This is a genomic window from Mesorhizobium loti (assembly GCA_014189435.1).
Classification (GTDB): Bacteria; Pseudomonadota; Alphaproteobacteria; order Rhizobiales; family Rhizobiaceae; genus Mesorhizobium; species Mesorhizobium loti_G.
Map to the genome: position 1 here is coordinate 6,684,992 of CP050293.1, position 23,615 is coordinate 6,708,606.

Annotated in this window: 27 protein-coding genes and 1 other RNA gene; 15 read left to right on the forward strand and 13 right to left on the reverse strand. The window is 62.8% G+C overall.

Translation table 11 applies throughout. The features are described from left to right. Positions 1–42 precede the first annotated feature (42 nt). The 4 genes from pyc (at position 43) to HB777_32075 (ending at position 4,730) form a co-directional block, all read left to right on the forward strand. Entirely contained in the window at positions 43–3,501 is a 3,459-nt protein-coding gene (gene pyc, locus HB777_32060) for a pyruvate carboxylase (GenBank protein ID QND68123.1), read from the forward strand. A gap of 158 nt (positions 3,502–3,659) precedes the next feature. Beyond that, positions 3,660–3,920, forward strand: a complete 261-nt coding sequence (locus HB777_32065) for a DUF2312 domain-containing protein (protein ID QND68124.1) — start codon at positions 3,660–3,662, stop codon at positions 3,918–3,920. Positions 3,921–3,970: 50 nt separating this feature from the next. Continuing rightward, entirely contained in the window at positions 3,971–4,411 is a 441-nt protein-coding gene (locus tag HB777_32070; protein QND68125.1) for a DUF4268 domain-containing protein, read from the forward strand. Between the two features lie 7 nt (positions 4,412–4,418). Further along, the gene (locus tag HB777_32075; protein ID QND68126.1) at positions 4,419–4,730 is read left to right on the forward strand and encodes a hypothetical protein; all 312 of its coding nucleotides are present in this window, start codon (positions 4,419–4,421) and stop codon (positions 4,728–4,730) included. Positions 4,731–4,810: 80 nt separating this feature from the next. Here the strand turns inward: HB777_32075 and msrB are convergent, their stop codons facing one another. The 5 genes from msrB to HB777_32100 form a co-directional block, all read right to left on the reverse strand. Beyond that, positions 4,811–5,215 (reverse strand): peptide-methionine (R)-S-oxide reductase MsrB, encoded by a 405-nt coding sequence (gene msrB, locus HB777_32080; protein QND68127.1) that lies wholly within the window; start codon positions 5,213–5,215, stop codon positions 4,811–4,813. Positions 5,216–5,317: 102 nt separating this feature from the next. Beyond that, on the reverse strand, positions 5,318–6,127 hold the full coding sequence (locus HB777_32085; GenBank protein QND68128.1) for an MBL fold metallo-hydrolase: 810 nt from the start codon (positions 6,125–6,127) through the stop codon (positions 5,318–5,320). Beyond that, positions 6,128–7,318, reverse strand: a complete 1,191-nt coding sequence (locus tag HB777_32090; GenBank protein ID QND68129.1) for a VWA domain-containing protein — start codon at positions 7,316–7,318, stop codon at positions 6,128–6,130. It abuts the gene before it with no gap. 7 nt (positions 7,319–7,325) lie between these two features. Continuing rightward, the gene (locus HB777_32095) at positions 7,326–7,772 is read right to left on the reverse strand and encodes a GNAT family N-acetyltransferase (protein ID QND68130.1); all 447 of its coding nucleotides are present in this window, start codon (positions 7,770–7,772) and stop codon (positions 7,326–7,328) included. 56 nt (positions 7,773–7,828) lie between these two features. After that, a complete protein-coding gene (locus HB777_32100) occupies positions 7,829–8,692 on the reverse strand; it encodes a LysR family transcriptional regulator (protein ID QND68131.1) in 864 nt (287 codons plus the stop codon). Between the two features lie 127 nt (positions 8,693–8,819). On the opposite strand from HB777_32100, the gene HB777_32105 reads away from it, so the two are divergent. Continuing rightward, positions 8,820–10,388, forward strand: coding sequence for an MFS transporter (locus tag HB777_32105; protein ID QND68132.1), 1,569 nt, complete (start codon positions 8,820–8,822; stop codon positions 10,386–10,388). A gap of 68 nt (positions 10,389–10,456) precedes the next feature. Here the strand turns inward: HB777_32105 and HB777_32110 are convergent, their stop codons facing one another. Further along, complete coding sequence (locus HB777_32110) at positions 10,457–11,296, reverse strand: MoxR family ATPase (protein QND68133.1); 840 nt, start codon at positions 11,294–11,296, stop codon at positions 10,457–10,459. A gap of 148 nt (positions 11,297–11,444) precedes the next feature. Between HB777_32110 and ssrS the strand changes: the two genes are divergently transcribed. The 4 genes from ssrS (at position 11,445) to HB777_32130 (ending at position 14,021) form a co-directional block, all read left to right on the forward strand. Continuing rightward, a non-coding RNA gene (gene ssrS / locus HB777_32115) (6S RNA) lies at positions 11,445–11,600 on the forward strand. Between the two features lie 96 nt (positions 11,601–11,696). Next, a complete protein-coding gene (locus HB777_32120) occupies positions 11,697–12,284 on the forward strand; it encodes a 5-formyltetrahydrofolate cyclo-ligase (protein QND68134.1) in 588 nt (195 codons plus the stop codon). A 70-nt stretch (positions 12,285–12,354) separates the two neighbouring features. Beyond that, the gene (locus tag HB777_32125; GenBank protein ID QND68135.1) at positions 12,355–13,179 is read left to right on the forward strand and encodes a YmdB family metallophosphoesterase; all 825 of its coding nucleotides are present in this window, start codon (positions 12,355–12,357) and stop codon (positions 13,177–13,179) included. 74 nt (positions 13,180–13,253) lie between these two features. Then, a complete protein-coding gene (locus HB777_32130; protein ID QND68136.1) occupies positions 13,254–14,021 on the forward strand; it encodes a TerC family protein in 768 nt (255 codons plus the stop codon). Between the two features lie 24 nt (positions 14,022–14,045). Here the strand turns inward: HB777_32130 and HB777_32135 are convergent, their stop codons facing one another. Further along, the gene (locus HB777_32135; protein QND68137.1) at positions 14,046–14,408 is read right to left on the reverse strand and encodes a hypothetical protein; all 363 of its coding nucleotides are present in this window, start codon (positions 14,406–14,408) and stop codon (positions 14,046–14,048) included. A gap of 15 nt (positions 14,409–14,423) precedes the next feature. After that, positions 14,424–14,906 (reverse strand): ATPase, encoded by a 483-nt coding sequence (locus HB777_32140; GenBank protein ID QND68138.1) that lies wholly within the window; start codon positions 14,904–14,906, stop codon positions 14,424–14,426. Between the two features lie 52 nt (positions 14,907–14,958). Here HB777_32140 and HB777_32145 point away from each other — a divergent pair, with 52 nt between their 5' ends. The 3 genes from HB777_32145 to HB777_32155 all read left to right on the forward strand — a co-directional run bounded on the left by HB777_32145 (position 14,959) and on the right by HB777_32155 (position 16,553). Further along, positions 14,959–15,282 carry a helix-turn-helix transcriptional regulator gene (locus HB777_32145; GenBank protein ID QND68139.1) on the forward strand — a complete coding sequence of 108 codons (324 nt, stop codon included), beginning with the start codon at positions 14,959–14,961 and terminating at the stop codon, positions 15,280–15,282. A gap of 213 nt (positions 15,283–15,495) precedes the next feature. Next, positions 15,496–16,245 (forward strand): YebC/PmpR family DNA-binding transcriptional regulator, encoded by a 750-nt coding sequence (locus HB777_32150; GenBank protein ID QND68140.1) that lies wholly within the window; start codon positions 15,496–15,498, stop codon positions 16,243–16,245. A 17-nt stretch (positions 16,246–16,262) separates the two neighbouring features. Next, entirely contained in the window at positions 16,263–16,553 is a 291-nt protein-coding gene (locus HB777_32155) for a SelT/SelW/SelH family protein (GenBank protein QND68141.1), read from the forward strand. A 159-nt stretch (positions 16,554–16,712) separates the two neighbouring features. Here the strand turns inward: HB777_32155 and HB777_32160 are convergent, their stop codons facing one another. Together HB777_32160 and HB777_32165 are read right to left on the reverse strand one after the other, a co-directional pair. After that, positions 16,713–17,189 carry a DUF1772 domain-containing protein gene (locus HB777_32160; GenBank protein ID QND68142.1) on the reverse strand — a complete coding sequence of 159 codons (477 nt, stop codon included), beginning with the start codon at positions 17,187–17,189 and terminating at the stop codon, positions 16,713–16,715. A 1-nt stretch (position 17,190) separates the two neighbouring features. After that, positions 17,191–18,024: an NAD(P)H-binding protein gene (locus HB777_32165; protein ID QND68143.1), complete on the reverse strand. Its 834-nt coding sequence runs from the start codon at positions 18,022–18,024 to the stop codon at positions 17,191–17,193. A gap of 106 nt (positions 18,025–18,130) precedes the next feature. Between HB777_32165 and HB777_32170 the strand changes: the two genes are divergently transcribed. Next, positions 18,131–18,772, forward strand: a complete 642-nt coding sequence (locus HB777_32170) for a TetR/AcrR family transcriptional regulator (protein ID QND68144.1) — start codon at positions 18,131–18,133, stop codon at positions 18,770–18,772. Between the two features lie 37 nt (positions 18,773–18,809). On the opposite strand, the gene HB777_32175 is transcribed toward HB777_32170, so the two are convergent. Then, positions 18,810–19,877, reverse strand: coding sequence for a helix-turn-helix transcriptional regulator (locus tag HB777_32175; protein QND68145.1), 1,068 nt, complete (start codon positions 19,875–19,877; stop codon positions 18,810–18,812). 159 nt (positions 19,878–20,036) lie between these two features. Here HB777_32175 and HB777_32180 point away from each other — a divergent pair, with 159 nt between their 5' ends. Next, the gene (locus tag HB777_32180) at positions 20,037–20,744 is read left to right on the forward strand and encodes a hypothetical protein (protein QND68146.1); all 708 of its coding nucleotides are present in this window, start codon (positions 20,037–20,039) and stop codon (positions 20,742–20,744) included. Between the two features lie 39 nt (positions 20,745–20,783). Here the strand turns inward: HB777_32180 and HB777_32185 are convergent, their stop codons facing one another. Further along, positions 20,784–21,284 (reverse strand): hypothetical protein, encoded by a 501-nt coding sequence (locus tag HB777_32185; protein QND68147.1) that lies wholly within the window; start codon positions 21,282–21,284, stop codon positions 20,784–20,786. 100 nt (positions 21,285–21,384) lie between these two features. Further along, complete coding sequence (gene rpmE / locus HB777_32190; GenBank protein ID QND68148.1) at positions 21,385–21,606, reverse strand: 50S ribosomal protein L31; 222 nt, start codon at positions 21,604–21,606, stop codon at positions 21,385–21,387. Between the two features lie 207 nt (positions 21,607–21,813). On the opposite strand from rpmE, the gene HB777_32195 reads away from it, so the two are divergent. Then, a complete protein-coding gene (locus HB777_32195; protein ID QND68149.1) occupies positions 21,814–23,613 on the forward strand; it encodes an ATP-binding cassette domain-containing protein in 1,800 nt (599 codons plus the stop codon). Positions 23,614–23,615 lie beyond the last annotated feature (2 nt).

A 23,615-nucleotide genomic window follows, 5' to 3' on the forward strand; every position in this document is an offset into this window, starting at 1 on the left:
ATTGCGCCGATTTCTCTTCCTTCCGTTGCTGGAGCCCAGTCCTTGGCCATCACGAAGATCCTCGTCGCCAACCGGTCCGAAATAGCCATTCGCGTCTTTCGCGCGGCCAACGAACTTGGCCTCAAAACCGTGGCGATCTGGGCGGAGGAGGACAAATACTCCCTGCACCGCTTCAAGGCTGACGAGAGCTACCAGGTCGGACGTGGGCCACATCTGACCCGGGACATGGGACCGATCGAAAGCTATCTGTCGATCGAGGAGGTGGTCCGCGTCGCCAGGCTTTCGGGCGCCGATGCCATTCATCCCGGCTACGGGCTGTTGTCGGAGAGTCCCGAATTCGCCGATGCCTGTGCCGAGGCCGGCATCACCTTCATCGGACCGAAGCCGGACACGATGCGGCGGCTCGGCAACAAGGTCGCGGCGCGCAATCTCGCCATCGAGGTCGGCGTGCCGGTGATCCCCGCCACCGATCCGTTGCCGGACGACATGGACGCGGTCAAGAAACTGGCCAAGGAAATCGGCTACCCCGTGATGTTGAAGGCATCATGGGGCGGCGGCGGCCGCGGCATGCGCGCCATCCGCGCCGAAGCCGACCTTGCCCGTGAGGTCACGGAAGGCAAGCGCGAGGCGAAGGCGGCCTTCGGCAAGGACGAGGTCTATCTCGAAAAGCTGATCGAACGCGCCCGCCATGTCGAGGTGCAGGTGCTTGGCGACACGCATGGCAACGCCGTGCACCTGTTCGAGCGCGACTGCTCGATCCAGCGCCGCAACCAGAAGGTCGTCGAGCGGGCGCCGGCGCCATACCTTGAAATGTCGCAACGCGAGGAGCTTTGCGGTCATGCGCTGAAGATCGCGCGCGAGACCAGCTATATCGGCGCCGGAACGGTCGAGTTCCTGCAGGATGCCGACACCGGCAAATTCTACTTCATCGAGGTCAACCCGCGCATCCAGGTCGAGCACACCGTCACCGAGCAGGTGACCGGCATCGACATCGTCAAGGCGCAGATCCATATCCTCGACGGCTTTGCCATCGGCACGCCGGAATCGGGCGTGCCGGCACAGAAGGACATAAGGCTGAACGGCCACGCCTTGCAGTGCCGCATCACCACGGAAGACCCCGAGCACAACTTCATCCCGGACTACGGCCGCATCACCGCCTATCGCGGCGCGACGGGTTTCGGCATCCGCCTCGACGGCGGCACCGCCTATTCGGGCGCGGTCATCACCCGCTTCTACGATCCGCTGCTGGAGAAGGTGACGGCATGGGCGCCGACGCCGGGCGAGACCATCGCCCGCATGAACCGGGCGCTGCGCGAATTCCGCATCCGCGGTGTCGCCACCAATTTGACCTTCCTCGAAGCGATCATCAATCACCCGAGCTTCGCCGACAATTCCTACACGACCAAGTTCATCGACACGACGCCGGAGCTGTTCCAGCAGGTCAAGCGCCAGGACCGCGCCACCAAGCTGCTCAACTATCTCGCCGATGTCAGCGTCAACGGCCATCCCGAGACGCGCGGCCGGCCGCAGCCGAAAGCTGACGCCGCGGCGCCGGTGGTGCCCTATCTCAACGGCAATGTGCCGGGCGGCAGCAAGCAGAAGCTCGACGTGCTGGGTCCGCAGAAATTCGCCGCCTGGATGCGCGACCAGAAGGAGGTTCTGGTCACCGACACGACGATGCGCGACGGCCATCAGTCGCTGCTGGCGACGCGCATGCGCACGCATGACATTGCCGGCATTGCCGGTACCTATGCGCGGGCCCTGCCGCAGCTTCTGTCGCTCGAATGCTGGGGCGGCGCCACCTTCGACGTCGCCATGCGCTTCCTCACCGAGGATCCGTGGGAGCGGCTGTCGCTGGTGCGCGAGGCTGCGCCCAATCTGCTGCTGCAGATGCTGCTGCGCGGCGCCAACGGCGTCGGCTACACCAACTATCCCGACAATGTCGTGCAGCATTTCGTCAAGCAGGCCGCGAGCGGCGGCATCGACCTGTTCCGCGTGTTCGACTGCCTGAACTGGGTCGAGAACATGCGTGTGGCCATGGATGCGGTCGGCGCCGAGGGCAAGCTGATCGAAGCGGCGATCTGCTACACTGGCGACATCCTCGATCCGGCGCGAGCCAAGTACGACCTCAAATACTATGTCGGCCTGGCCAGGGAATTGCAGGCGGCGGGCGCCCACATCATCGCCGTCAAGGACATGGCCGGGCTGTTGAAGCCTGCTGCTGCTCGCGTGCTGTTCAAGGCGCTGCGCGAAGCGACCGACCTGCCGATCCATTTCCATACCCATGACACGTCAGGCCTGTCGGCGGCGACGGTGCTGGCGGCGGTCGACAGCGGCGTCGACGCCATCGATGCGGCGATGGATTCGCTGTCGGGCAACACCTCGCAGCCATGTCTCGGCTCCATCGTCGAGGCGCTGAAGGGCACCGAACGCGACCCCGGCCTCGACCCGCAATGGATCCGCAACATCTCCTTCTACTGGGAGGCGGTGCGCAACCAGTACGCCGCCTTCGAAAGCGATCTGAAAGGTCCGGCCTCGGAGGTCTATCTGCACGAGATGCCGGGCGGACAGTTCACCAACCTCAAGGAGCAGGCGCGTTCGCTCGGACTCGAAACGCGCTGGCACGAGGTGGCGCAGACCTATCACGACGTCAATCTGATGTTCGGCGACATCGTCAAGGTGACGCCGTCGTCCAAGGTCGTCGGCGACATGGCGCTGATGATGGTCAGCCAGGACCTGACCGTCACCGATGTCGAGAACCCCGACAGGGACATTGCCTTCCCGGACTCGGTCGTCTCGATGCTGCGTGGCGATCTCGGCCAGTCACCCGGCGGCTGGCCGGCGGCGCTGCAGAAGAAGGCGCTGAAGGGCGACAGGCCGATCACGGTGCGGCCCGGGTCGCTGCTCAAGCCAGCCGACCTCAAGGCAAGTCGCAAGGAGATCGAGGAGAAGCTCGAGCGCAAGCTTTCGGAGTTCGAATTCGCCTCGTGGCTGATGTATCCGAAGGTGTTCACGGATTTCGCCGGCGCGCAGGAAACCTACGGGCCGGTCAGCGTCCTGCCGACGCCGACCTATTTCTACGGCATGAGGCCGGAAGACGAGATCTTCGTCGACATCGAGAAGGGCAAGACGCTGGTGGTGCGGTGCCTTGCCCTCGGCGATGTCGACGAGAAGGGCATGGTCACCGTGTTCTTCGAGCTCAACGGCCAGCCGCGTCGTGTGAAGGTGCCCGACCGGGCGCATGGCGCGTCCGCCGCCAAGGCCCGCCGCAAGGCCGAGCCTGGCAACGAGGCGCATGTCGGCGCACCGATGCCGGGCGTCGTCTCGGCGCTTTCGGTGGCTGCCGGCCAGGCCGTCAAGGCCGGCGATGTGCTGCTCTCCATCGAAGCGATGAAGATGGAGACGGCGCTGCATGCCGAGCGCGACGGCACCGTCGCCGAGGTGCTGGTCAAAGCCGGCGACCAGATCGATGCCAAGGATCTGCTGATCGCCTTCAGCTAATTGGTGCCTTCTTGGGGATGGCTGTCCGCATCATGGCGGCAGCGTCAGTTCGATCACCGATAACAGCTTGACCCGCCGCCGCCGGTCGGGCATCGAACCGGCTCAAATTTGCCGCCGTAGTCCCCGAGTCGCGGCGCAGAAACGATGTGGAGAAAAGCATGGCCGACGATATCACCGATACCAGCCAGACTGTTGCCGCCGGCCAGCTGCGTGCCTTCATCGAGCGCATAGAGCGGCTCGAGGAAGAGAAGAAGACCATTTCCGACGACATCAAGGAAGTGTTCGCCGAGGCCAAGGGCACCGGCTTCGACACCAAGGCGATGCGCACGATCATCCGGCTGCGCAAGAAGGACCAGGCCGAGCGGCAGGAAGAGGAAACCATCCTCGATCTGTACAAGGCCGCGCTCGGCATGGTGTAAGACTAGCCGGCCCCGGCGCCGACGCGGTTGCCGGAGATACGGTTTGAACCATGAGCGAATTCGATTTCGGCGCCCGCCGCGCCTCTGAATTCCGCCAGCGCGGCTTCTGGACGCTGTTTGCTGAGCGGCATCCGGAAGAAAAGGCTCTGATGGCAAGGCGCGGACCCTGGTTCTGGCAGCGCGGGCTACCCGACTTCGCCTTGGTCCTTTCCATGTATGTCGCGCCGGCGCAGAACCATGTCGGCGTCTTCTTCGGCCGCAACGAGAAGTTCGGCGCCACGCAAGCGTGGTCGCGGTTGAAGCCGTTCCAGCCTGATATCGAAGACAGGCTGAAGCTCAGGCCGGAGCAGAGTTGCGAAGGTCTCGGCATCAATTCGATGTGGCGGGTGAACTGCTATGCCGAGGACAACTGGCCGGCCATGGCCGACTGGCTGGTGACCGAATGCTCGCGGATCGAGCGCGCGGTCACAGAAGTCCTGGGGCAGGGGTAGATATCAGGTGTTGCGAGAGGGCGTCGGATCCTTCTTCCGCTCACGCTGGCAAGGTCAGGTGCCGCTCGACCGGCTGTTCTGGCGCGATCTTGTCCTTGTCGGCACCGCGATCAGCCTCGCAGCATCGGCGCTGGCGCTCGTCCTGCTCGGGTTGAAGTTGCCGCTCGGCCTTGTGCTGGCGGTGCATTTCGCGTCGGTGCCCTACAGCCTGTTCCTGACCGTGGCCGTGTGGCGAACCACCGAAAAGATTCCCGGTGCCAAGGCCTGGATGATGACACTGGGCGCCACGCTGTGGCTGGTGGCGATGATCCTGGTCTGATCGTCTGCCCGGGGGGCGACGGATATTCCAACAAAAAAGGCGGCCGAAGCCGCCCTTTCATTTTGTCGAACCCGGATGGTTCAAGCCGCCGGCTCGAATTTCAATGCGACGCCGTTGATGCAATAGCGCAGGCCGGTCGGCGGCGGGCCGTCCTCGAAGACATGGCCGAGATGGCTGCCGCAGCGGGCGCAATGGCATTCGGTGCGGACCATGCCGTAGCTGCGGTCGACAGTATTTTCGACCGAGCCCGGCACCGGATCGTTGAAGCTCGGCCAGCCGGTGCCGCTCTCGAACTTCAGCTTGGATTCAAACAAGGGCTGGTCGCAGCCGACGCAGGAAAATGTGCCGGCGCGCTTCTCGTAGAGCAAAGCGCAGCTTCCCGGCCGCTCGGTGCCGTGGCCGCGCATGACGGCATATTGCTCCGGTGTCAGCCGGGCGCGCCATTCGGCGTCGGTGCGGGTCACGGGGTAGGTGTGGGTGTCCATTTGATCTCCTCAGCCTTGCCGGCTCGTTGTTGATTGCAACCTCATATTCGCACCAAGATAGGCATTTGTTACGGCATTTGCCCGCATTTTCGATCGTGACCTTTATGCGATGGCTGCGAGATAGCGGGCAACCGAAGTAGCGAACGAATTCTTTCCGTCGCCGATGATGTTCAAGTCCCACCACGCGCCGCGGATGTCTTCGAAGTCATATGGTTCAAGTACTGCCGCGATGCGGCGCACGGCCGCCGCGTTGAGCGGTATCTGGTTGGGATAGCTGTACATGAAGCTGACATGGCGGCGCGTCGGCGTCACTTGGACGGTGTCGCCGGTCAGCAGGGCGTTGCCGCCATCGCGCTGCCAGTGCAACACCTGGCTGCCGGCAAAATGGCCGCCGCAGCGGATGAGTGTCAGAGACGGGTTGATGACAAGAGTTTCGCCCTCCCAGCTGACGATCGAGGGATGCGGCCGCATGATCCACTGCCGGTCGTCTGCATGAAGATAGATCGGCACGCCGCCAAACGCCTCGCTCCAACAGGCCATCGCCGAATAGAAATGGCAGTGCGAAATGGCGATCGCGATCAGGCCGCCACGCCGGTTGATTTCGGCCACCGCCTCGTCGCTGACCATCGAGACGCAGTCCCACAGCACATTGCCGTGCGGTGTCTCAACCAGTTGCGCTCGCTGACCGATGGCGAAGCGCGGCTCGATGCCGAAGGCGAGTACGCCGGCGTCGTCCTTCATCACGAGCCGATGTCCGCCAGCGAGGTCCTGCGGCGCGATCCAGGCCTGCCCCTCCCAGCGCACATATTGCCGCTCGTCCTCGCAGATCGGGCAATGTTCCGGCGGCGTCTCTGTTGCCGCGAACTGGACGCCGCATTGCAGGCAGAGAAAGCAGGTTTCTTGCCGATCCATTCAGTGCTTCCTTGAAAGCTGCTTGGTCGCGCCTTCCAGCCCGGCCAAGGTCAGCGGGAACATGCGGCCGCCGAAGATGTCGCGGATCATGGCGATCGAATGGGTAAAGCCCCAGTTTTTCTGGTTTTCGGGGTTCAGCCATACCGCGTTCGGCCATTGCTGCAGCAGGCGGCCGAGCCAGACGGCTCCGGCCTCCGGATTCCAGTGCTCGACCGACCCGCCGGGTTGTGCGATCTCATATGGGCTCATAGAGGCGTCGCCGACGACGATCACCTTGTAGTCCGGCCCATATTTGTGGAGGAGGTCGAAAGTCGGGACCGTCTCGGCATGGCGGCGACGATTGTCCTTCCACACGCCCTCATAGAGGCAGTTGTGGAAATAGAAATATTCGAGCTGGCGGAATTCGGCGCGGGCGGCCGAGAACAGCTCCTCGACGCTCTTGATGTGGTCGTCCATCGAGCCGCCGACATCGAAGAACATCAGGAGTTTCACCGCGTTGCGGCGTTCGGGCCGCGTCCGCACGTCGAGATAGCCATGTTCGGCCGTGGCGTGGATGGTGCCGGGCAGGTCGAACTCCTCCTCGGCACCCTCGCGGACCCAGCGGCGCAGGCGCTTCAGCGCGATCTTGATGTTGCGGGTGCCGAGCTCGACGGCGTCATCGAAATTCCTGAACTCGCGCTTGTCCCACACCTTCACCGCGCGGCGGTTGCGGCTTTCGTGCTGACCGATGCGCACGCCTTCGGGGTTGTAGCCATAGGCGCCGAAGGGCGAAGTGCCGCCGGTGCCGATCCATTTCGAGCCGCCCTGATGACGGCCTTTTTGCTCCTCCAGCCGCCGCTTCAGCGTCTCCATCAGCTTGTCAAAGCCGCCGAGCGCTTCGACCAGCTTTTTCTCCTCGTCGGTCAGGTGCTTTTCGGCGAGGCGGCGCAGCCATTCCTCGGGAATATTGGCGACGTCCACGGCATCCGGCCCGCCCAGCGCTTCGATGCCCTTGAAGACATGCGCGAACACCTGGTCGAAGCGGTCGATATGGCGCTCGTCCTTCACCAATGCTGCGCGGGCGAGGTAATAAAAACCTTCGACATCATAGTCGACCAACCCGGCTTCCAGCCCCTCCAGCAGCGACAGATATTCCCGCAGCGAAACGGGAACGCGCGCTGCCTTCAGTTCGAGGAAGAAGGGGATGAACATGGCCTATCTACAGCAGATCGTACTCGATGAAGCCCGTCCGTCGCGCGACATGGTCGTAGAGCTTGCGCGCGGTGGCGTTGGTCTCGTGCGTCATCCAGTAGACGTTCTTGACGCCGATTTTTGCGGCTTCCTCTTTCACCGCCTTGATCAGGGCCGCGCCGATGCCCTTGCCGCGCACATCCGGGTCGGCGAACAGGTCTTGCAGATAGCAGTTGTTTTTTTCCGACCAGCCGGAGCGGTGGTAGAGATAGTGGGTGAGGCCGACCGCCTTGCCGCCTGATGTGGCGATGAAGCCTTTCGGTTCGAACTCACCCGGCGTGAACAGCCGCTTCCAGGTGACGGCATAGACCTCTTCGGGAAGCTTCGTCTCGTAAAAGGTGAGGTAGTCGGTCCACAGGCGCCGCCAGTCGGCGTGGTCGGACTGCGCGAGCGGGCGGACGGTGATCTCGGTCATTTCATTCCTCCGAAGTTTGGAGCACGATCCGATAGAATCGGATCGTGACACCTGTCCTATCCTGTCGGCAAATTGGACTCGCGAAAAGCGGTTGCGAGCATCTTCAGTGCCTCTCGTGCCCGTGGCGCCAAAGCGCGCGCATGTAGAACAATCTCGGAAGAGGGAATTGGCGGCAGGCTGAATTTGCGGCCAACCTCGATCAAACCGGGAGGGGCCACACGGTAAGCGAGGGCGGATAGAGCAAAACCGGCCGATACCGCGATGTTGACGGCCGCGCCGCCACCGCCGACGTAAGCCTCATTCCAGGCAATGCCTGCTTTGTCCAGCGCCTCGACCGCTCTCACACGGTCCGGGCAGTTGCATACGGTGCTTAAAAGCGCCAGGCGCAAGGGCGTCCCGGGTCGCCATTCGAAGGCGGGGGCGGCGAACCAGCCATAATGGGTGCGCGACAAGGCTTCGCCCCGGCGACCGTCGCTCTCCCGGTGCACAATGACCGCATCGAGTTCGCCGCGATCGAAAGCGTCCTCCAGCAAGGAGCTGGTATCGATCCTTATATTGAGCGCGAGCGACGGATCGTGGGCATGAAGCTGGGCTATCAGTATGGAAAGCTCGGGTCCCGCGACGTGGTCGACAAAGCCGAGGGCAAGCCGGCACGGCGCCTCGGAAAACTCCGTGATGGCGCGTTCATGGGCGGCAAGGAATTCGCGCGCCGCTGGGAGAAAGATCGCTCCTCTCGCTGACAGGCTCACGCGGCGCGGGGTTCGTTCGATCAAACGCGCCCCGAGCTTTTCTTCAAGCCGGCGCAGCTTGACGCTGATCGTCGCCTGGGTGCTGCCCAGCGCCGCCGCCGCCCGGGTGAAGCTCTGCAGATCGGCCACCATGACGAAGGTCCGCACGGCGTCGACATCAAGGCTGGTCATCTCGAGCATTCCATTTTGTCATCTCTGAAATAGAGATGCATAGCCTTTTTTCATGATCAGGGGTGGTCTATCTCATCGACGGCAGTTTGAAAAGCATTGCCTGCAACTCCGATAGAAAGTGATCGATATGAGGTTTCAAATTGAGCGAAACACCGTTGCGCTTGTGGGGGCCTGCCTTGCCTCGCTGCTGTTCGGTCTCGAAATCTCCAGCGTACCGGTGATCCTTCCGAAACTGGAAAGCGTGCTCGCCGCCGATTTCAAGGATTTGCAGTGGATCATGAATGCCTACACCATTGCCTGCACCACGGTGTTGATGGCAACGGGGACGCTGGCCGACCGTTTCGGGCGCAAACGGGTGATGGTGATCACCACCATAGCCTTCGGCTTTGCCTCTTTGCTGTGCGGCCTCGCACCGAGCGCTCCAATTCTGATCATCGCCCGCTTTTTGCAAGGGCTCGCGGGCGGAGCGATGTTCACGTGCAGCGTGGCCGTGCTGTCCCATCAGTTTCAAGATGGTGGTGAACGCGGCAAGGCTTTCGTCGCCTGGAGCGTCGTCTCGGGCATCGGGCTCGGTTTCGGGCCCGCCATTGGCGGATTGATCGTGGCGTTCTCCAGTTGGCAATGGGTGTTCCTCATCCATGTGCCGCTGGCGATCCTTGCTTTGGTCTTCATCGGCAGAGGCGTCACTGAATCACGCGATCACAACGCCCAGAGGCTTGATCGGGCCGGCATCCTGACGCTCTCATTCGCGGTGTTCGGCTTCTCTTATCTGATCACGCAAGGCGCCGATCTCGGGTCCGGTGCCCGCATCGGCGTGACCGTCGCGGCCGTCCTGTCCTTCATCGCGTTCCTTTTTGCCGAGAAGATCAGTCCCTATCCGATGTTCGATTTCTCCGTCTTCCGCATCCGTCAGTTTTCGGGAGCGATCATGGGCGGCATTGGCATGAATTTCAGCTACTGGCCGTTCATCATCTATCTGCCGATCTATTTTTCGGGCGTTCTGGGCTATGACAGCACCACGACCGGCCTGTTGCTGCTCGTCTACACGCTTCCCCTGATGCTGATGTCCTCGACCGCCGAGCGCTTGCGCGCGCGCTATCAGGCGCGGGTTGCGATCCCGCTCGGTCTGCTGACATTAGGGATCGGCTTTATCGCCATGCGGATAGGGTCCGGGCTCGAGGGCGCCAATTGGGTGACCATGCTGCCCGGTACGCTGATCGCCGGCATCGGCATCGGCCTGACCAATTCACCGACCACCAACACCACGACCGGCTCGGTGTCGCCGGATCGTGCCGGCATGGCTTCGGGCATCGATATCAGTGCGCGCTTGATCACGCTCGCCATCAACATCGCGGTGCTGGGCCTGCTGCTTACGCAGGGGATAGTCTCTTATCTCCGGAACGCGTTTGACGGGGCGTTCGGCCCGAATGAACTGGGTGCACTGGCGGAAAAGATCGCCACCGGAAATCTCGATGGCTTGACGCAATATTCGCCCAGGCTCGCGACCCTAGACCCATCCGGCGCCATCGCGCATGCCGCACTGGTCAACGGTTTTGGCTGGGTCATGCTCTATTGCGGGATCGGCGTTCTCGCTCTTGCCGTCATCAGCTTCATCATCTTCGGCGCCAAGACCGACGCGCCGCAAGAGCAGAGGGGGCATGGTTCCGCTCAGACCGCGGGCGAGGCCCGCTCGTAGCAACGGCCTTCCAGCTCGGCGTCAGAGGCCGAGTTGTTGCGGTCCAGTAATCATGTGCGAACCGCTCTTCATCCCTGCCGTCTGGCCATGAAGGCCAGCCGTTCGAACAAATGCACATCCTGTTCGTTTTTCAGCAGCGCCCCATGCAGCTTCGGCAGCGCGTTCTTCGGGTCGGCGCGCAAATCTTCCGGCGCGATGTCGTCGGCGACCAGCAGCCTTATCCAGTCGAGCGCCTCGGAGGTCGACGGCTTCTTCTTCAGGCCGGGCACGTCGCGGATCTCGTAGAACTGGGTAAGCGCTGCCCGAACCAGATTCTGCTTGATGCCGGGATAGTGGACGTCGACGATTTTGTGCAGCGTGTCGACGTCGGGAAAGCGGATGTAGTGAAAGAAGCAGCGGCGCAGAAAGGCGTCCGGCAGCTCCTTCTCGTTGTTGGAGGTGATGATGACGATCGGCCTGACGGCGGCGCGGATGGTTTCGCCGGTCTCGTAGACGAAGAACTCCATCCGATCGAGTTCCTGCAGGAGGTCGTTGGGGAATTCGATGTCGGCCTTGTCGATCTCGTCGATCAAGAGCACGACCTTTCTGCCGGCCGCGAACGCCTCCCACAATTTGCCGCGCTTGATGTAGTTTTTGATGTCGTTGAACCTGATATCGCCGAGCTGGCTGTCGCGCAGGCGCGAGACGGCGTCATATTCGTACAGGCCCTGCTGCGCCCGCGTGGTCGATTTGACGTGCCATTCGATGAGGTCGAGGCCAAGCGCCGCTGCCACCTGGCGGGCCAGTTCCGTCTTGCCGGTGCCGGGCTCGCCCTTGACCAGCAAGGGCCGCTCCAGTGCGATCGCCGCGTTGACGGCCACCATCAGATCCTTGTCGGCGACATAGGCCGCCGTGCCTTCGAAACGCATTCTTGCTCCTCGGTTGGTCATGGCGACCGTAAGGACGCGGCTCAGCCTGTGCAAGGGTGAGGTGTTGGCGTTGCGAGGGTCTGAACCCAACACGGAAAGAATGCCCGTCTCACTGGCGCTTGGTCCACCGGCAGCCTATATTGGCTGGGACGGTCTGTGCTTCCCGGCAGGAGAACATTTTCCCCGGGGCCTTAACGATCCTTAGGGAGCTGTCCCTGGGAAGACCCGTGGGTTTTCTCACACGGCGCCCACCTACTTTGTAGGTTCCCGGGATCGCTCTCTCCACCGGTTGTGTGGATCGTCACTTATCGCAAGATATCCACCCATTTCGGTGGATGATGCGGTGGAAAACGTCGCTTCCAAAACTCCATCTAGATCTGACCTTTTCTACCTTGGCCGCATGACCTCTCCCACAGACCTGAAAAAACAGCTTCGCCGTGAGGCCCTCGGGCGCCGCGACGCGCTCGATGAATTCTGGCGGGTGGAGGTCGCGCTTGAAATGGCCGAGACGGCACGCGATCACCTCCACGTCGAGCCGGGCCAGATCGTTTCCGGCTTCTGGCCGATGCGTTCGGAAGTCGACGTCCGGCCGCTGATGTTTGCCTTGCGCGAAAAGGGCGCACGGCTTTGCCTGCCGGCCATTCTCGACAAGACCACCATCGTCTTTCGTGAATTGGTGCGCGGCGCGCCGATGGTCGAGATGGGTTTCGGCACGGTCGGGCCGCACGAAGAGGCCGAGGAGCTCGACCCGTCGGTGATGCTGGTGCCGCTTGCCGCCTTCGATGCGCGCGGCCATCGCATCGGCTATGGCGCTGGCTATTACGACCGTGCCATCGCCAAGCTGCTCGACAAGGGAAAGCCGCCGCGACTGATCGGCATCGCTTTCGACTGCCAGGAAGTGGCGTTGGTGCCGGATGAGAACCACGACGTCGTCATTTCGGAAATACTCACCGAGAGCGGGTTGCGCCGCTTCGCGCCAAAATTGTAGATAAGTACAAGGGACGCATGATCTTTCACGGGCGTCATGCAGCTTTCGCTGACCTTCGGTGCGGGATCATATGAGACTTCTCTTCCTCGGTGACATGGTTGGAAAGACAGGACGCACGGCGGTGTGGGAACAGCTGCCCGGCCTGATCTCCGACTTCAAACTCGATTTCGTCATCGTCAATGGCGAGAACGCCGCTGGCGGCTTCGGCATCACCGAAGAGATCTTTCGCGAAACGATCGCGGCCGGTGCGGATGTCGTCACCACCGGCAACCACGTCTGGGACCAGCGTGACGCGCTCGCCTTCGCGCCGCGCGAAGAGCGTTTTCTGCGCCCCTCCAACTTTCCCAAAGGCACGCCCGGGCGCGGCTCCGGCGTCTATATCGCGAGGAGCGGCGCCCGCGTGCTGGTCGCCAACATCATGGGCCGGGTGTTCATGCATCCCGAACTCGACGACCCGTTCCAGGCCGGCGAACGCGAGCTTGCCGCCTGTCCGCTCGGCGAGCAGGCGGATGCCGTGATCATCGACTTCCACGCCGAGGCGACCTCGGAAAAGATGTGCTTCGCGCATTTCGTCGACGGCCGCGCCAGTCTCGTCGTCGGCACCCACACCCACCAGCCGACCGGCGATCATCAGATCCTCAATGGCGGCACCGGCTATATCTCCGACGCCGGCATGTGCGGCGACTATGATTCCTCGCTCGGCATGGACAAGGAGGAGCCGCTCAACCGGTTCCTGTCGAAAGTGCCGAAAGGGCGTTTCGAGGCAGCCACCGGACCGGCGACATTGTGCGGCGTCGGCGTCGATATTTCCGACCGCACAGGGCTCACCGAGCGGATCGCGCCGTTTCGTCGCGGCCCGCGGCTGGAGGAAACCGCGCCATCCTTCTGGTCGTGACATTGATATAGGCGCGCTTAGTACCTAATTGCCGGCCACACTGCTCTAGATCGTTAAAAGAGGGGACGACCTCCATGCAGCTCATCGAATTCCTGGCGCCGCATTTTCAATTCGTGTCCGATCCAACGGCCTGGGTCGCGCTGCTGACGCTGGTGGTGCTGGAGATCGTACTCGGCATCGACAATCTGATCTTCATCTCGATCCTGACCAACAAGCTGCCGGAGGCACAACGGGCCCAGGCTCGCCGCCTCGGCATTTCGGCGGCGCTGATCATGCGGCTGGTGCTGCTGGCCACCATTTCCATCATCGTCCAGTTGACGGCGCCAGTGTTCACCGCATTCGGCCACGGCTTCTCCTGGCGCGACCTGATCCTGATCGCCGGCGGCCTGTTCCTGGTCTGGAAGGCGACGAAGGAGATCCATCACACGGTCGATCCCGACGACCACAAGGACACGATGCTGGGCGAGACGCTGCAGATCAGCCTTGCCGGTGCGATCTTCCAGATCCTGCTGCTCGACCTGGTCTTCTCGATCGATTCGATCATCACCGCCGTCGGCATGACCGACGAGATCGCCATCATGTACATCGCCGTGATCGTCGCGGTGAGCGTGATGATGCTGGCGGCCGGACCGCTTGCGGACTTCATCGCCAAGAACCCGAGCATCGTCATGCTGGCGCTGGGCTTCCTGCTGATGATCGGCATGACGCTGATCGCCGACGGCATGGGCTATCACGTGCCCAAGGGCTACATCTACGCGGCCATGGGTTTCTCGGCGCTGGTCGAAGGGCTCAACATGCTGGCGCGACGGCGCAAGAAGGCGAAGTCGGGCGCCGGGCACTGAGCCCGGATCGCCGGGGCCTTACGCTCACCAGGCGTCTGGTTCGCGCACCATGTGGACGATGTTGGCCGGATTGGTGATCCAGCCGCCGCGAAAGCCTTCCCCCAGTGGTTCGATGGCGTCGCACCGAACGACGCCCGCCTCGACGAACTGCGCGGCGGCGGCGGGAAAACTGTCGGTGAATAGTTCCAGCCAGACCTCGGCCTGGCTCAACATCGGCGCCTCGTCGATCCACAGCCGGTTGGGCCCAAGCTCGAAGCCGATGGCCGGCGCCTTGGCGGTGAATGGCTTCAGGCCAACGACGTCACGGTAGAAGGCGATCGTCGCCTCATACTGGTGCGGCGGTACCTTCATGGCGATATTGATGCCGCCCGTGATTTCTGCGGTCATTGCTGGCTCCATCGTTCAGATATTGGTCTCGTTGGCGGGTTCGCCCTTCATCTCGCTGCGATAGTAGCCGTCGCGCAAATTGATGCCGTACTCGACATAGGCCTTCATGCAGGCCAGCATCTGCGACCAGCCCTCGCAGTTGAGGTAGGACTTCTTCAGGCCGACCGCGCCTTCCTGCCAGCCGCTCTCGGCGATGGTGACGAAGGTGCCGCCATCGTCCAGCGGCTCGAAGTTCATCTCGATGCGGGTCTTGTATGCGGGTTTGCCGTCGGCGTCGGTGGCATCCCAGCGCAGCACGATGCGGCTATCCTTGATCACTTCGTCGACCTCGACGGGCACCTTGCCCCACCAGACGACGCCGGCGCCGGCCACCAACGGCGCGCTGGCGCCGCCGATCGTGGTGAAATAGCCGCTCAGCTTCTTCGGATTGACGACCGCGTCGAAGACGTCGGCGACCGGCTTGCCGATGCGGCCGGAAACCCTGAACCCAAGCGACATATCCACAGCTCCTTGCCTTGATTGGCGCAACGATATGTTATAGAAACATAACATGTCAAGCCGATCGCAAGACGACAATGTTTTCAAGGCGCTGGCGCATCCGCGCCGGCGCGAAATGCTGGATCAACTGAAGGATACGCCGAAGACGACCGGCATGCTGTGCGAGGCCTTTCCCGATATCGATCGCTGCACCGTCATGCTGCATCTGAAGGTGCTGGAGGAGGCCGAGCTGATTGTCGCGCGGCGCGACGGACGCGAGCGCTGGAACCATCTCAACGCGCTGCCGATCAAGCAGATCCACGACCGCTGGATCAGCCAGTATGCCGGCCATGCGCTCAGCATCATCGACCGGCTGAAATCCGATCTGGAGGCGTGAACGCTCGCAGCAGCCCATGTCGTGCTTCCCATGCGCGGCGCGGCTGGACGAATTGAGCCGATTTATCTATAAGCCGGCCATTCCGACAGAGAACGCCGTGCTTCCACGAGTTGCACCTGGGACGCTCTGAAATTTTGAATTCGGGCATTGCGGAAGACGAGGTGAGATCACCCCGCTTCGGGATGCTCTAGCCGAGAAGACGACAGGGGTGCCATGGCTGGCCATTCACAGTTCAAGAACATCATGCACCGCAAGGGCCGCCAGGATGCGGTGCGGTCGAAAATGTTTTCCAAGCTGGCGCGCGAAATCACCGTCGCCGCCAAGAGCGGAACGCCCGATCCATCGATGAACCCGCGCTTGCGATTGGCGATCCAGAACGCCAAGGCGGTGTCGATGCCGAAGGACAACATCCAGCGCGCCGTCAACAAGGCCTCGATGGGCGATGCCGAGAACTACGAAGCCGTGCGCTATGAGGGCTATGGTCCCGGCGGCGTTGCCGTCATCGTCGAGGCGCTGACCGACAACCGCAACCGCTCGGCGTCGAATGTGCGCGCCGCCTTCACCAAGGCCGGCGGGGCGATGGGCGAAACCGGCTCGGTGTCGTTCATGTGGGACCGCGCCGGCGAGATCTACTATCCGGCCTCGGCCGGCAGCGCCGACAAGATCATGGATGCGGCGATCGAGGCCGGCGCCGATGATGTCGAGTCGGACGAGGAAGGCCACACCATCTATTGCGCCTTCGAAAATCTCGGCGAGGTGTCGAAGGCGCTGGAAGGCGCGCTCGGCGAAGCTGAATCGGTGAAGCCGATCTGGCGGCCGCAAAACAATGTTCCGGTCGACGAGGAGCGGGCACAGTCCCTGATGAAGCTGGTTGCCACGCTCGAGGATGACGATGATGTGCAGAGCGTCTACGCCAACTTCGAAGTCGATGACGAGACCATGGCCAAGCTCAGCGCGGCATGAGCGAAGCTCAGCCAGACATGAGCGAGCAGCTCCTCCCCGCCATCCGGATAACCTATTGCACGCAATGCCAGTGGCTGCTGCGTGCGGGCTGGATGGCGCAAGAGCTGCTGTCGACCTTCGGCACCGATCTGGGCGAGGTCACCTTGGTGCCCGGCACTGGCGGCATCTTCACCATTTCCTGCAATGACGTGCTGGTCTGGGACCGCAAGCGCGATGGTGGCTTTCCGGACGCAGCCAAGCTCAAGCAACTGGTCCGCGATGTCATCGACCCGGATCGCGATCTAGGCCATTCCGACCGCAAGGCCTAAATCTGCGTCGATATTCAGGTGAGGCCGGCCTGCAAATGGCGGATACCTGCGCTTCCGGTGCTCACGTACTTGAGTACGCTCCGCTCCGGTTCTTGGTATCCACCATTTTCGACTCGGCCTGACCTGAATCTCAACGCAGCTTACTTCATCAACGACTTTCTAGAGCAATGCCAAGATGAAGCAGGCCATCGCCACGATGGCGGTGATGGTGCGGACGTGGTTCCACATCACCCATTGGCTCAGATGGTTCGCCCACACGGCGGCGCCATTGCTGCTGGCCGGGTCTACGGCGGCGAGCGCATCGTTGAGCGGCACATTGAAGACCATGGTCACGATCGGGTTGCCGATCACGTAGATCACCGCGCCGGCAAGCAACCAGTACGAGCCGGACTGGCTCCAGCCCATGATGGCGGCGGCGATAAGCACCAGACACAGCAGGCCGGTGCCGAAGAGCGCGGTCATGAAGGTCGGGGTGATCACCGTGATGTTGATCGAATTCATCGCGGCGATGCCGCTTGGAACGGGCAGCCGGGCAAGCGCCGCCATGACGAAATTGGAAAAGGCGAAGAACACGCCGCCGACGACGCCCGAGCCGATTGCGGCAATGATGGTGAGGGTGGGAAGAAGCTTGGTCATCTCAGTTGCTCCAGATTCGGCTAGCGGCGGTTTCGGTTGCGTAGGCGGAAAAGTCTTTCGGCGTGCGGCCGAGCACGCGCTGGACGCCGTCGGTCAGCGTCTCGTTGCGGCCGTCGAGCACTTCGGTGAACAGCTCGTTGAGCAGCCAGGCGATTTCGGGCGGCAGTTCATGCGCAGCCATCGCGGCGGTGAATTCTTCATGCGAGATCCTGACAAAGCGGATGTCGCGGCCGGCCGCCTTGGCGATCTCGGCGACCGCGTCGGCGAAGCTCAGCAGCCGCGGCCCGGTCAGCTCGTAGAGCTGGCCGACATGGCCTGGCTCGGTCAGCGCGACGAAGGCGGCTTCGGCGATGTCGTCGACATCGACGAACGGCTCGCCGACATTGCTGACTGGCAAGGCTACTTCGCCTTCCAGCAAGGGCTCGACGAGAAAACCTTCGCTGAAATTCTGCGAGAACCAGGCGCAGCGCAGAATCGTCCAGTCGGCGCCCGAGGCCTTCAGCATCTCCTCGGCGCGCTGGGCTTCGGTCTCGCCGCGGCCGGACAGCAGCACCAGCCGGCTGACGCCATTGGCCACGGCAAGCCTGGCGAACGCGCCGACGGTTTCGGCGGCACCGGGCACGGCGATGTCGGGATAGTAGCTGATGTAGACGGCACTCACGCCTTGCATTGCGGGGCCCCAGGTCGCGGGAACTTCCCAGTCGAAGCGCGGGGCGCCGGAACGCGAGCCGATCCGCACCGGCAGGCCGCGAGCGGTCAGACGGTCGGCGAGACGGCGGCCGGTTTTTCCGGTGCCGCCGAGGATCAGAATTGGTTTCAATGTCGTGTCAGTCATTTCGGGTTCCTCCGTTTTGAAAATATGAGCAATCCTCACATTTGCAAAACGTGATAAACCCTCGTATTTTGCGAGTCAAGCGATTTTGCCGGCATTGGAGTCAGTCATGGAAGACACGGCCACGCCGGTTTCCCCGCAGGAGCAGATTGCTTCACCGCGCCGGGCGCCCAGCCAGCAGCGCAGCCGCGAGCGGGTCGAGCGCATGCTGGCCGCTGCCTCGGCGCTGATTGCCGAGCAAGGCAGCGATGCCATGCGCATGGGTGAGGTGGCGGAACGGGCAGGAGTGTCGATCGGTTCGCTCTACCAGTTCTTTCCGGACAAGCGGGCGATCATCTGGGCGCTGGCCGAGCGCCACACCACAGAGAGCCAGGCCTGCATCTCGGCAGCACTTGCCGGCGTCGGCGACGCCGAAGGCCTGGGCCAGGCATTTTCGGAACTGGTCGATATCTATTACCGGCTGTTCCTGGCCGAACCGGTGATGCGCGATATCTGGTCGGGCACGCAGGCCGACAAGGCGCTGCGCCAGCTCGAACTCGCCGACAGCCGCGCCAACGCCGAATTCCTCACCGCGGTGCTCAGGCGGCTACGGCCCACGGCCGATCCGACGGCACTGGAAACCACGGCGTTCCTGGTCTGGCAAATGGGCGAGGCCGCCATGCGGCTGGCGATCTCGGTCGAGCGGCAGGAGGGCGACAGGCTGGTCGCCGCCTACAAGCGCATGGCGCTCAGGGAATTGCTGGGGACCTGAGAACGGCTCGCCGGAGCCAGCGGGCGGTCGAGCGCGCTCAACCAGCGCGCGCTGTCGTCGGATCTTCACCGTTCAATGGCTGATGCTGTTGCCGCCAGACCTTCGGCCCCAACCCTGTCACCCGCAGAAACTCGCGATTGAAGTTCGACTTGCTGAGGAAGCCGGCGTCGAACATGACGCGGGTGATCGGCTCGTCTGTCGCCGCCAGCAGGCGGCAGGCCTCGCCGATCCGCTGGTTGTTGACGTACTGCGATACGCTCATCTGGTGGATGCGGTTGATCGCCGACGATACTTGCCGCGCCGGCAGGCCGAGCCGCCTGGCGATGCGTCCAAGGTTGAGATCGACATCCTTGTAGAGCGCTTTCGACTGCATCAGCATGTCCACCGCCGCCGCGACAGCGGAATCTTCGCTGGTTGCCCGCGGCGTGGTTTCAGCACGAGGCGCATCATCGTCGTCGTCTCCGTCAAAAGCAGCGGCTTCGCTGGCGACCGCGGCAGCGCCGCCGAGCAGCAACAGCGCCAGCACGTTGCCGCCGGCTATGACCGCGCCGGAATGAGCGCCGCCGGTCCACTGCATGTCTAGGCTGATGATGATGTCGGTGACCGGCGACGCGAGGATCGCCACCGCCGTCACCCACAGCGATCGGTAGGACCGCAAGACGCCGTCGAGGCGCGATTCGACCAGGATATCCGGACCGGCCAGCGCAAGCCAAAGAAGCGCGAGCCCATATGACAGGAACACCAGGATGATCACCGGCCCGACCGGCTCGCGCCAGAAGATCAGCAGCAGGGCAACCAGGCAGGCCGGCAGCAGATGCGGCCATAGCCGTGCCAGGCGATGCTCCGACCGTTCCTTCGTCAGGCCGCTGAAGGCGATCCAGGCTAGCGGCGCGATCAGCGTCGCCAGCACCGACAGGACCGGCATGACGACCCTGACGTCATAGCCCCAGCGAATACCGATCAGCACCGACTGCAAGGCATAGACCGCCATCAGCAGCATGAAAGAGATGTTCTCGCGCAGGTCGGCCTCGTTTCGGCGGATCATCTGCATGAGCAGGATGACGAGCAACAGGGAGACGACGAACGGCAGGGGAATGAAGATCATGATCGCAAGCGTGATTCCAGGGCGGACAACAACCGACAATGACCCGGATTGCGTTCGCGGTCGTCCCGGATCGTGATCAAGGTCGCGGAAATCGACGTCTCGGATCATTTCAACAGCGCACGGTCCAGTCGGGATCGCCACCCATGATCGGAGACAATGATGAAATCCGCAATTCTTGCCTTGCTGCCCTTTGCCGGCGTTGCCCTGGCATCGCCGGGGACCGGTGATGCCGCCAAGACACTCGATCTCGCCGGGGTGACCGCTGTCGTCATCACCGGCGAGGCAAGTTCCGTCCGGCTTACCACCTCGGCAACCGCGCCGTATCAGGCGACGATCAACAGCCGCCGCGAAGGCTGGTTTGCCGGCTGGTATTCGAGTTGGTTCGTCAATGACTGCCGTACCGCCAGCGACATGAAGCGGGAGGCCTCGGCGCTGCGTATCGACGTCGCGCCGTCCGCATGGCTGGACCCTTCGGACTGCAGGGTCGAGATCAATGCCAACATCCCGCCCGAGAGTTCAGTGTCGATCGACCAGGCAGCGCTGCGCGCCAAAATGATTGGGAATTTTTCCGCCATCACCATAACCGGCAAAGCGGCCGACGTTTCGCTCGACGGGCATGCTTCGACCGTCGATCTCAAGGGCGAGGCGCTGAAAGTCTATCTCGCCTTCGCAAACGTCAGGCAGGATGAGAACATCGCGATTGCCGGCAGGGCACTGGATGCCACGCTGGCCTTCGGCCAGCAGGTTCCGATCAGCTATTCGGTAACAGCGTCGGCGTCCTTCGTCGACAGTTCGCTTCCCAATACTGCCAGGGCCAAGCCCTCGGTCGTCATCAAGGGCGATTTTGTCCGCGCGACGATCCGCTGACAAGCGCAGGCCGCACAATATTTCGACGTATAGGGAAAGCTATACGCCGAAATATTCCTGTAGCATTTCCGCGCGCTCATCCTCTGTGCACATCGCCATGCGGCCGAGGTTCAAGCGGCCCCGATAAAGCGCGATGACGGACAAGGCGCAGTTCACCGTCTCGTCATTGGTAGAAGTTGCCAGATCCCGCAATGCCAAATGCAGGAGCGTTCGCCACGCTGCCTTGTAGTGCGGTTCGATCCAAGCAGGAACCTGCGGATTTCGGTCGTAGAGCAGTCGCGCCTCTTCGATCGTTGCGACCAAACCATAGGCACCCCAGTAAGCCGGAGCGTGAGCTTCGGAGATGCGAACAATTTCAACAACCGCAGCATAAGACGCGTCTCCAACGTCCCCTTGGTGATGCAACTCATTCCAAAGTTCGTCCCAGACCGTTTTGTCATCATAGCGAAGGGCCAGTGTTCGCAAGGCCGGTCGAGGATCGTAGGCCACCTTGTATCCACCTTTAAGGCCGGACCATCGGCCATCGTCGAGAATAGACATCTTGCCCTCCGAGAACCATTGCGTTCCACCAAGGCTGCCCGCGGTCAACAAAAAACCCGCCACAAGGGCGGGTTTTCGATCTGCGAAAAGGTCGTCGGGCTTAGAGGCCGAAACCTTCGAAACGCTTCTTGAACTTCGACAGGCGGCCGCCGCGGTCGAGCAGGGTCTGCTGGCCGCCGGTCCAGGCCGGGTGGGTGGTCGGGTCGATATCGAGGTTCATCGTATCGCCTTCCTTGCCCCAGGTCGAACGGGTCATGTATTCGGTGCCGTCGGTCATGACGACCTTGATGGTGTGGTAATCGGGATGGATGTCGGTCTTCATGGGTTCGGTTCCTGGCTTGCCGGCGCTGCCGACGGGCATAAGCCTGCGTCGATGCGCCCCTTTTTAAAACTCGAAGCCGCAGCTATTGAGGAGCCACGGCTTCTAAAACGGTCGGCGAGCCTATACATCAGCCGGAATTGAATCACAAGGCCGCGGCAAGCGCATATTGAGGCGCATACCCTAAGGGCGGCTAGAGGAAACATCGGGATGGCGCAAATCAGCAGCGCAGACGAGCGCAGGCGCTCGCTCAAGCCGCTCAGGCGCCTGTTTCCTTACATCACGCAGTATCGCAGGCTGGTCATCGGCGCCGTCATCTCGCTGGTCATCGCCGCGGCAACGACGCTGGCGCTGCCGCTGGCGGTGCGACGCATGATCGATCATGGCTTCTCGTCGGCCAGCACCACTTTCATCGCCGAATATTTCGCAGCACTGGTGGCGATGGCCGCCCTGCTGGCGGCGGCATCGGCCGGCCGCTACTATTTCGTCATCACGCTCGGCGAGCGCGTCGTCGCCGACATCCGCCGCGATGTCTTTGCCCATGTCACGACGCTGTCGCCTTCCTTCTTCGACACCGCCCAGTCGGGCGAGATCGTGTCGCGGCTCGCCGCCGACACGACGCAGGTCAAGTCGGCGGTCGGAGCGACGGCCTCGGTGGCGCTGCGCAACGTCATCCTCGGTCTCGGCGCGGTGGGGATGATGGTCATCACCAGCCCGAAACTGTCGGGCCTCGTCATTGCCGCTATTCCCGTCATCGTGCTGCCGCTGGTCGCCTTCGGCCGTTCGGTGCGCGCCAAGTCGCGGCAGGCGCAGGATACGCTTGCCGATGCCACCGCCTATGCCAGCGAGCAGATCGGCGCGGTGCGCACGCTGCAGGCCTTCACCAACGAGAAGCTGGTCACCGGCCATTTCTCCGCCGCGGTGGAAGCCGCTTTCGAGGCGGCACGCGGCTCGATCTTCGCGCGCTCCTTCCTCACCTTCTTTGCCATTTTCACCATCTTCTCGTCCGTCGTGGCGGTGCTGTGGTTCGGCTCGCGCGATGTGCTCGAAGGCTCGATATCGCCGGGCACGCTCGGTCAGTTCCTGCTCTATTCGGTGTTTGCCGCCGGCGCGCTGGGCGCGCTGTCCGAAGTCTGGGGCGAGCTTGCGCAAGCAGCGGGTGCGGCCGAACGGCTGACCGAGATCCTGGCCGAGAAGCCGGCGATCCAGGCCCCGGCCGATCCGAAGCCGCTGCCTGCGGTCGCCAAGGGCGCGATCGTCTTCGACAATGTCTCCTTCTCCTATCCGGCAAGGCCCGACCGCGCCGCCGTGCACGGCTTGAGCTTTCAGGTCATGCCTGGCGAGACGGTGGCGATCGTCGGGCCGTCAGGGGCCGGCAAGAGCACGGTCTTTTCGCTGATCCTGCGTTTCTACGATCCCGAAACCGGCAAGATCCTGATCGACGGCGTCGATGTGCGCGAGGCCGATCCCGTTTCCGTCCGCGAGCGCATCGCCATCGTGCCGCAGGACGTCACCATTTTTGCGGCAAGCGCGCGTGACAATATCGGCTTTGGCCGGCCGGGCGCCAGCAAGGCCGAGATCGAAACGGCGGCGAAGGATGCGCTTGCCGACGAATTCATCCTCAAGCTCGAAAAGGGCTATGACAGCCAGGTCGGCGAACGCGGCGTGACGCTGTCCGGCGGCCAGCGCCAGCGGGTGGCGATCGCCCGCGCCATCCTGCGCGACGCGCCGATCCTGCTGCTCGACGAGGCGACCTCCGCGCTCGACGCCGAAAGCGAGACGCTGGTGCAGATGGCGCTGGAACGCCTGATGCAGGGCCGCACCACGATCGTCATCGCGCACCGGCTGGCAACGGTGCTTAAGGCCGACAGGATCCTGGTCATGGATGGCGGCTCGATCGTCGAGGAAGGCACGCATCAGAGCCTGGTCGCCAAGGGCGGCATCTATGCGCGGCTGGCCAAGCTGCAGTTCGAAACCGGCGCCAGCGCCTTCAGGGGCGCGGCGGAGTAAGC

Bases quoted from the DNA above. Each gene is read 5' to 3' on its own strand.
- HB777_32065 (QND68124.1), top strand. From the start codon at position 3,660: ATGGCCGACGATATCACCGATACCAGCCAGACTGTTGCCGCCGGCCAG.
- HB777_32070 (QND68125.1), top strand. From the start codon at position 3,971: ATGAGCGAATTCGATTTCGGCGCCCGCCGCGCCTCTGAATTCCGCCAG.
- msrB (QND68127.1), bottom strand. From the start codon at position 5,215: ATGGACACCCACACCTACCCCGTGACCCGCACCGACGCCGAATGGCGC.
- HB777_32085 (QND68128.1), bottom strand. From the start codon at position 6,127: ATGGATCGGCAAGAAACCTGCTTTCTCTGCCTGCAATGCGGCGTCCAG.
- HB777_32090 (QND68129.1), bottom strand. From the start codon at position 7,318: ATGTTCATCCCCTTCTTCCTCGAACTGAAGGCAGCGCGCGTTCCCGTT.
- HB777_32095 (QND68130.1), bottom strand. From the start codon at position 7,772: ATGACCGAGATCACCGTCCGCCCGCTCGCGCAGTCCGACCACGCCGAC.
- HB777_32100 (QND68131.1), bottom strand. From the start codon at position 8,692: ATGACCAGCCTTGATGTCGACGCCGTGCGGACCTTCGTCATGGTGGCC.
- HB777_32105 (QND68132.1), top strand. From the start codon at position 8,820: ATGAGGTTTCAAATTGAGCGAAACACCGTTGCGCTTGTGGGGGCCTGC.
- HB777_32110 (QND68133.1), bottom strand. From the start codon at position 11,296: ATGCGTTTCGAAGGCACGGCGGCCTATGTCGCCGACAAGGATCTGATG.
- HB777_32120 (QND68134.1), top strand. From the start codon at position 11,697: ATGACCTCTCCCACAGACCTGAAAAAACAGCTTCGCCGTGAGGCCCTC.
- HB777_32125 (QND68135.1), top strand. From the start codon at position 12,355: ATGAGACTTCTCTTCCTCGGTGACATGGTTGGAAAGACAGGACGCACG.
- HB777_32130 (QND68136.1), top strand. From the start codon at position 13,254: ATGCAGCTCATCGAATTCCTGGCGCCGCATTTTCAATTCGTGTCCGAT.
- HB777_32135 (QND68137.1), bottom strand. From the start codon at position 14,408: ATGACCGCAGAAATCACGGGCGGCATCAATATCGCCATGAAGGTACCG.
- HB777_32140 (QND68138.1), bottom strand. From the start codon at position 14,906: ATGTCGCTTGGGTTCAGGGTTTCCGGCCGCATCGGCAAGCCGGTCGCC.
- HB777_32145 (QND68139.1), top strand. From the start codon at position 14,959: ATGTCAAGCCGATCGCAAGACGACAATGTTTTCAAGGCGCTGGCGCAT.
- HB777_32150 (QND68140.1), top strand. From the start codon at position 15,496: ATGGCTGGCCATTCACAGTTCAAGAACATCATGCACCGCAAGGGCCGC.
- HB777_32155 (QND68141.1), top strand. From the start codon at position 16,263: ATGAGCGAGCAGCTCCTCCCCGCCATCCGGATAACCTATTGCACGCAA.
- HB777_32160 (QND68142.1), bottom strand. From the start codon at position 17,189: ATGACCAAGCTTCTTCCCACCCTCACCATCATTGCCGCAATCGGCTCG.
- HB777_32165 (QND68143.1), bottom strand. From the start codon at position 18,024: ATGACTGACACGACATTGAAACCAATTCTGATCCTCGGCGGCACCGGA.
- HB777_32170 (QND68144.1), top strand. From the start codon at position 18,131: ATGGAAGACACGGCCACGCCGGTTTCCCCGCAGGAGCAGATTGCTTCA.
- HB777_32175 (QND68145.1), bottom strand. From the start codon at position 19,877: ATGATCTTCATTCCCCTGCCGTTCGTCGTCTCCCTGTTGCTCGTCATC.
- HB777_32180 (QND68146.1), top strand. From the start codon at position 20,037: ATGAAATCCGCAATTCTTGCCTTGCTGCCCTTTGCCGGCGTTGCCCTG.
- HB777_32185 (QND68147.1), bottom strand. From the start codon at position 21,284: ATGTCTATTCTCGACGATGGCCGATGGTCCGGCCTTAAAGGTGGATAC.
- rpmE (QND68148.1), bottom strand. From the start codon at position 21,606: ATGAAGACCGACATCCATCCCGATTACCACACCATCAAGGTCGTCATG.
- HB777_32195 (QND68149.1), top strand. From the start codon at position 21,814: ATGGCGCAAATCAGCAGCGCAGACGAGCGCAGGCGCTCGCTCAAGCCG.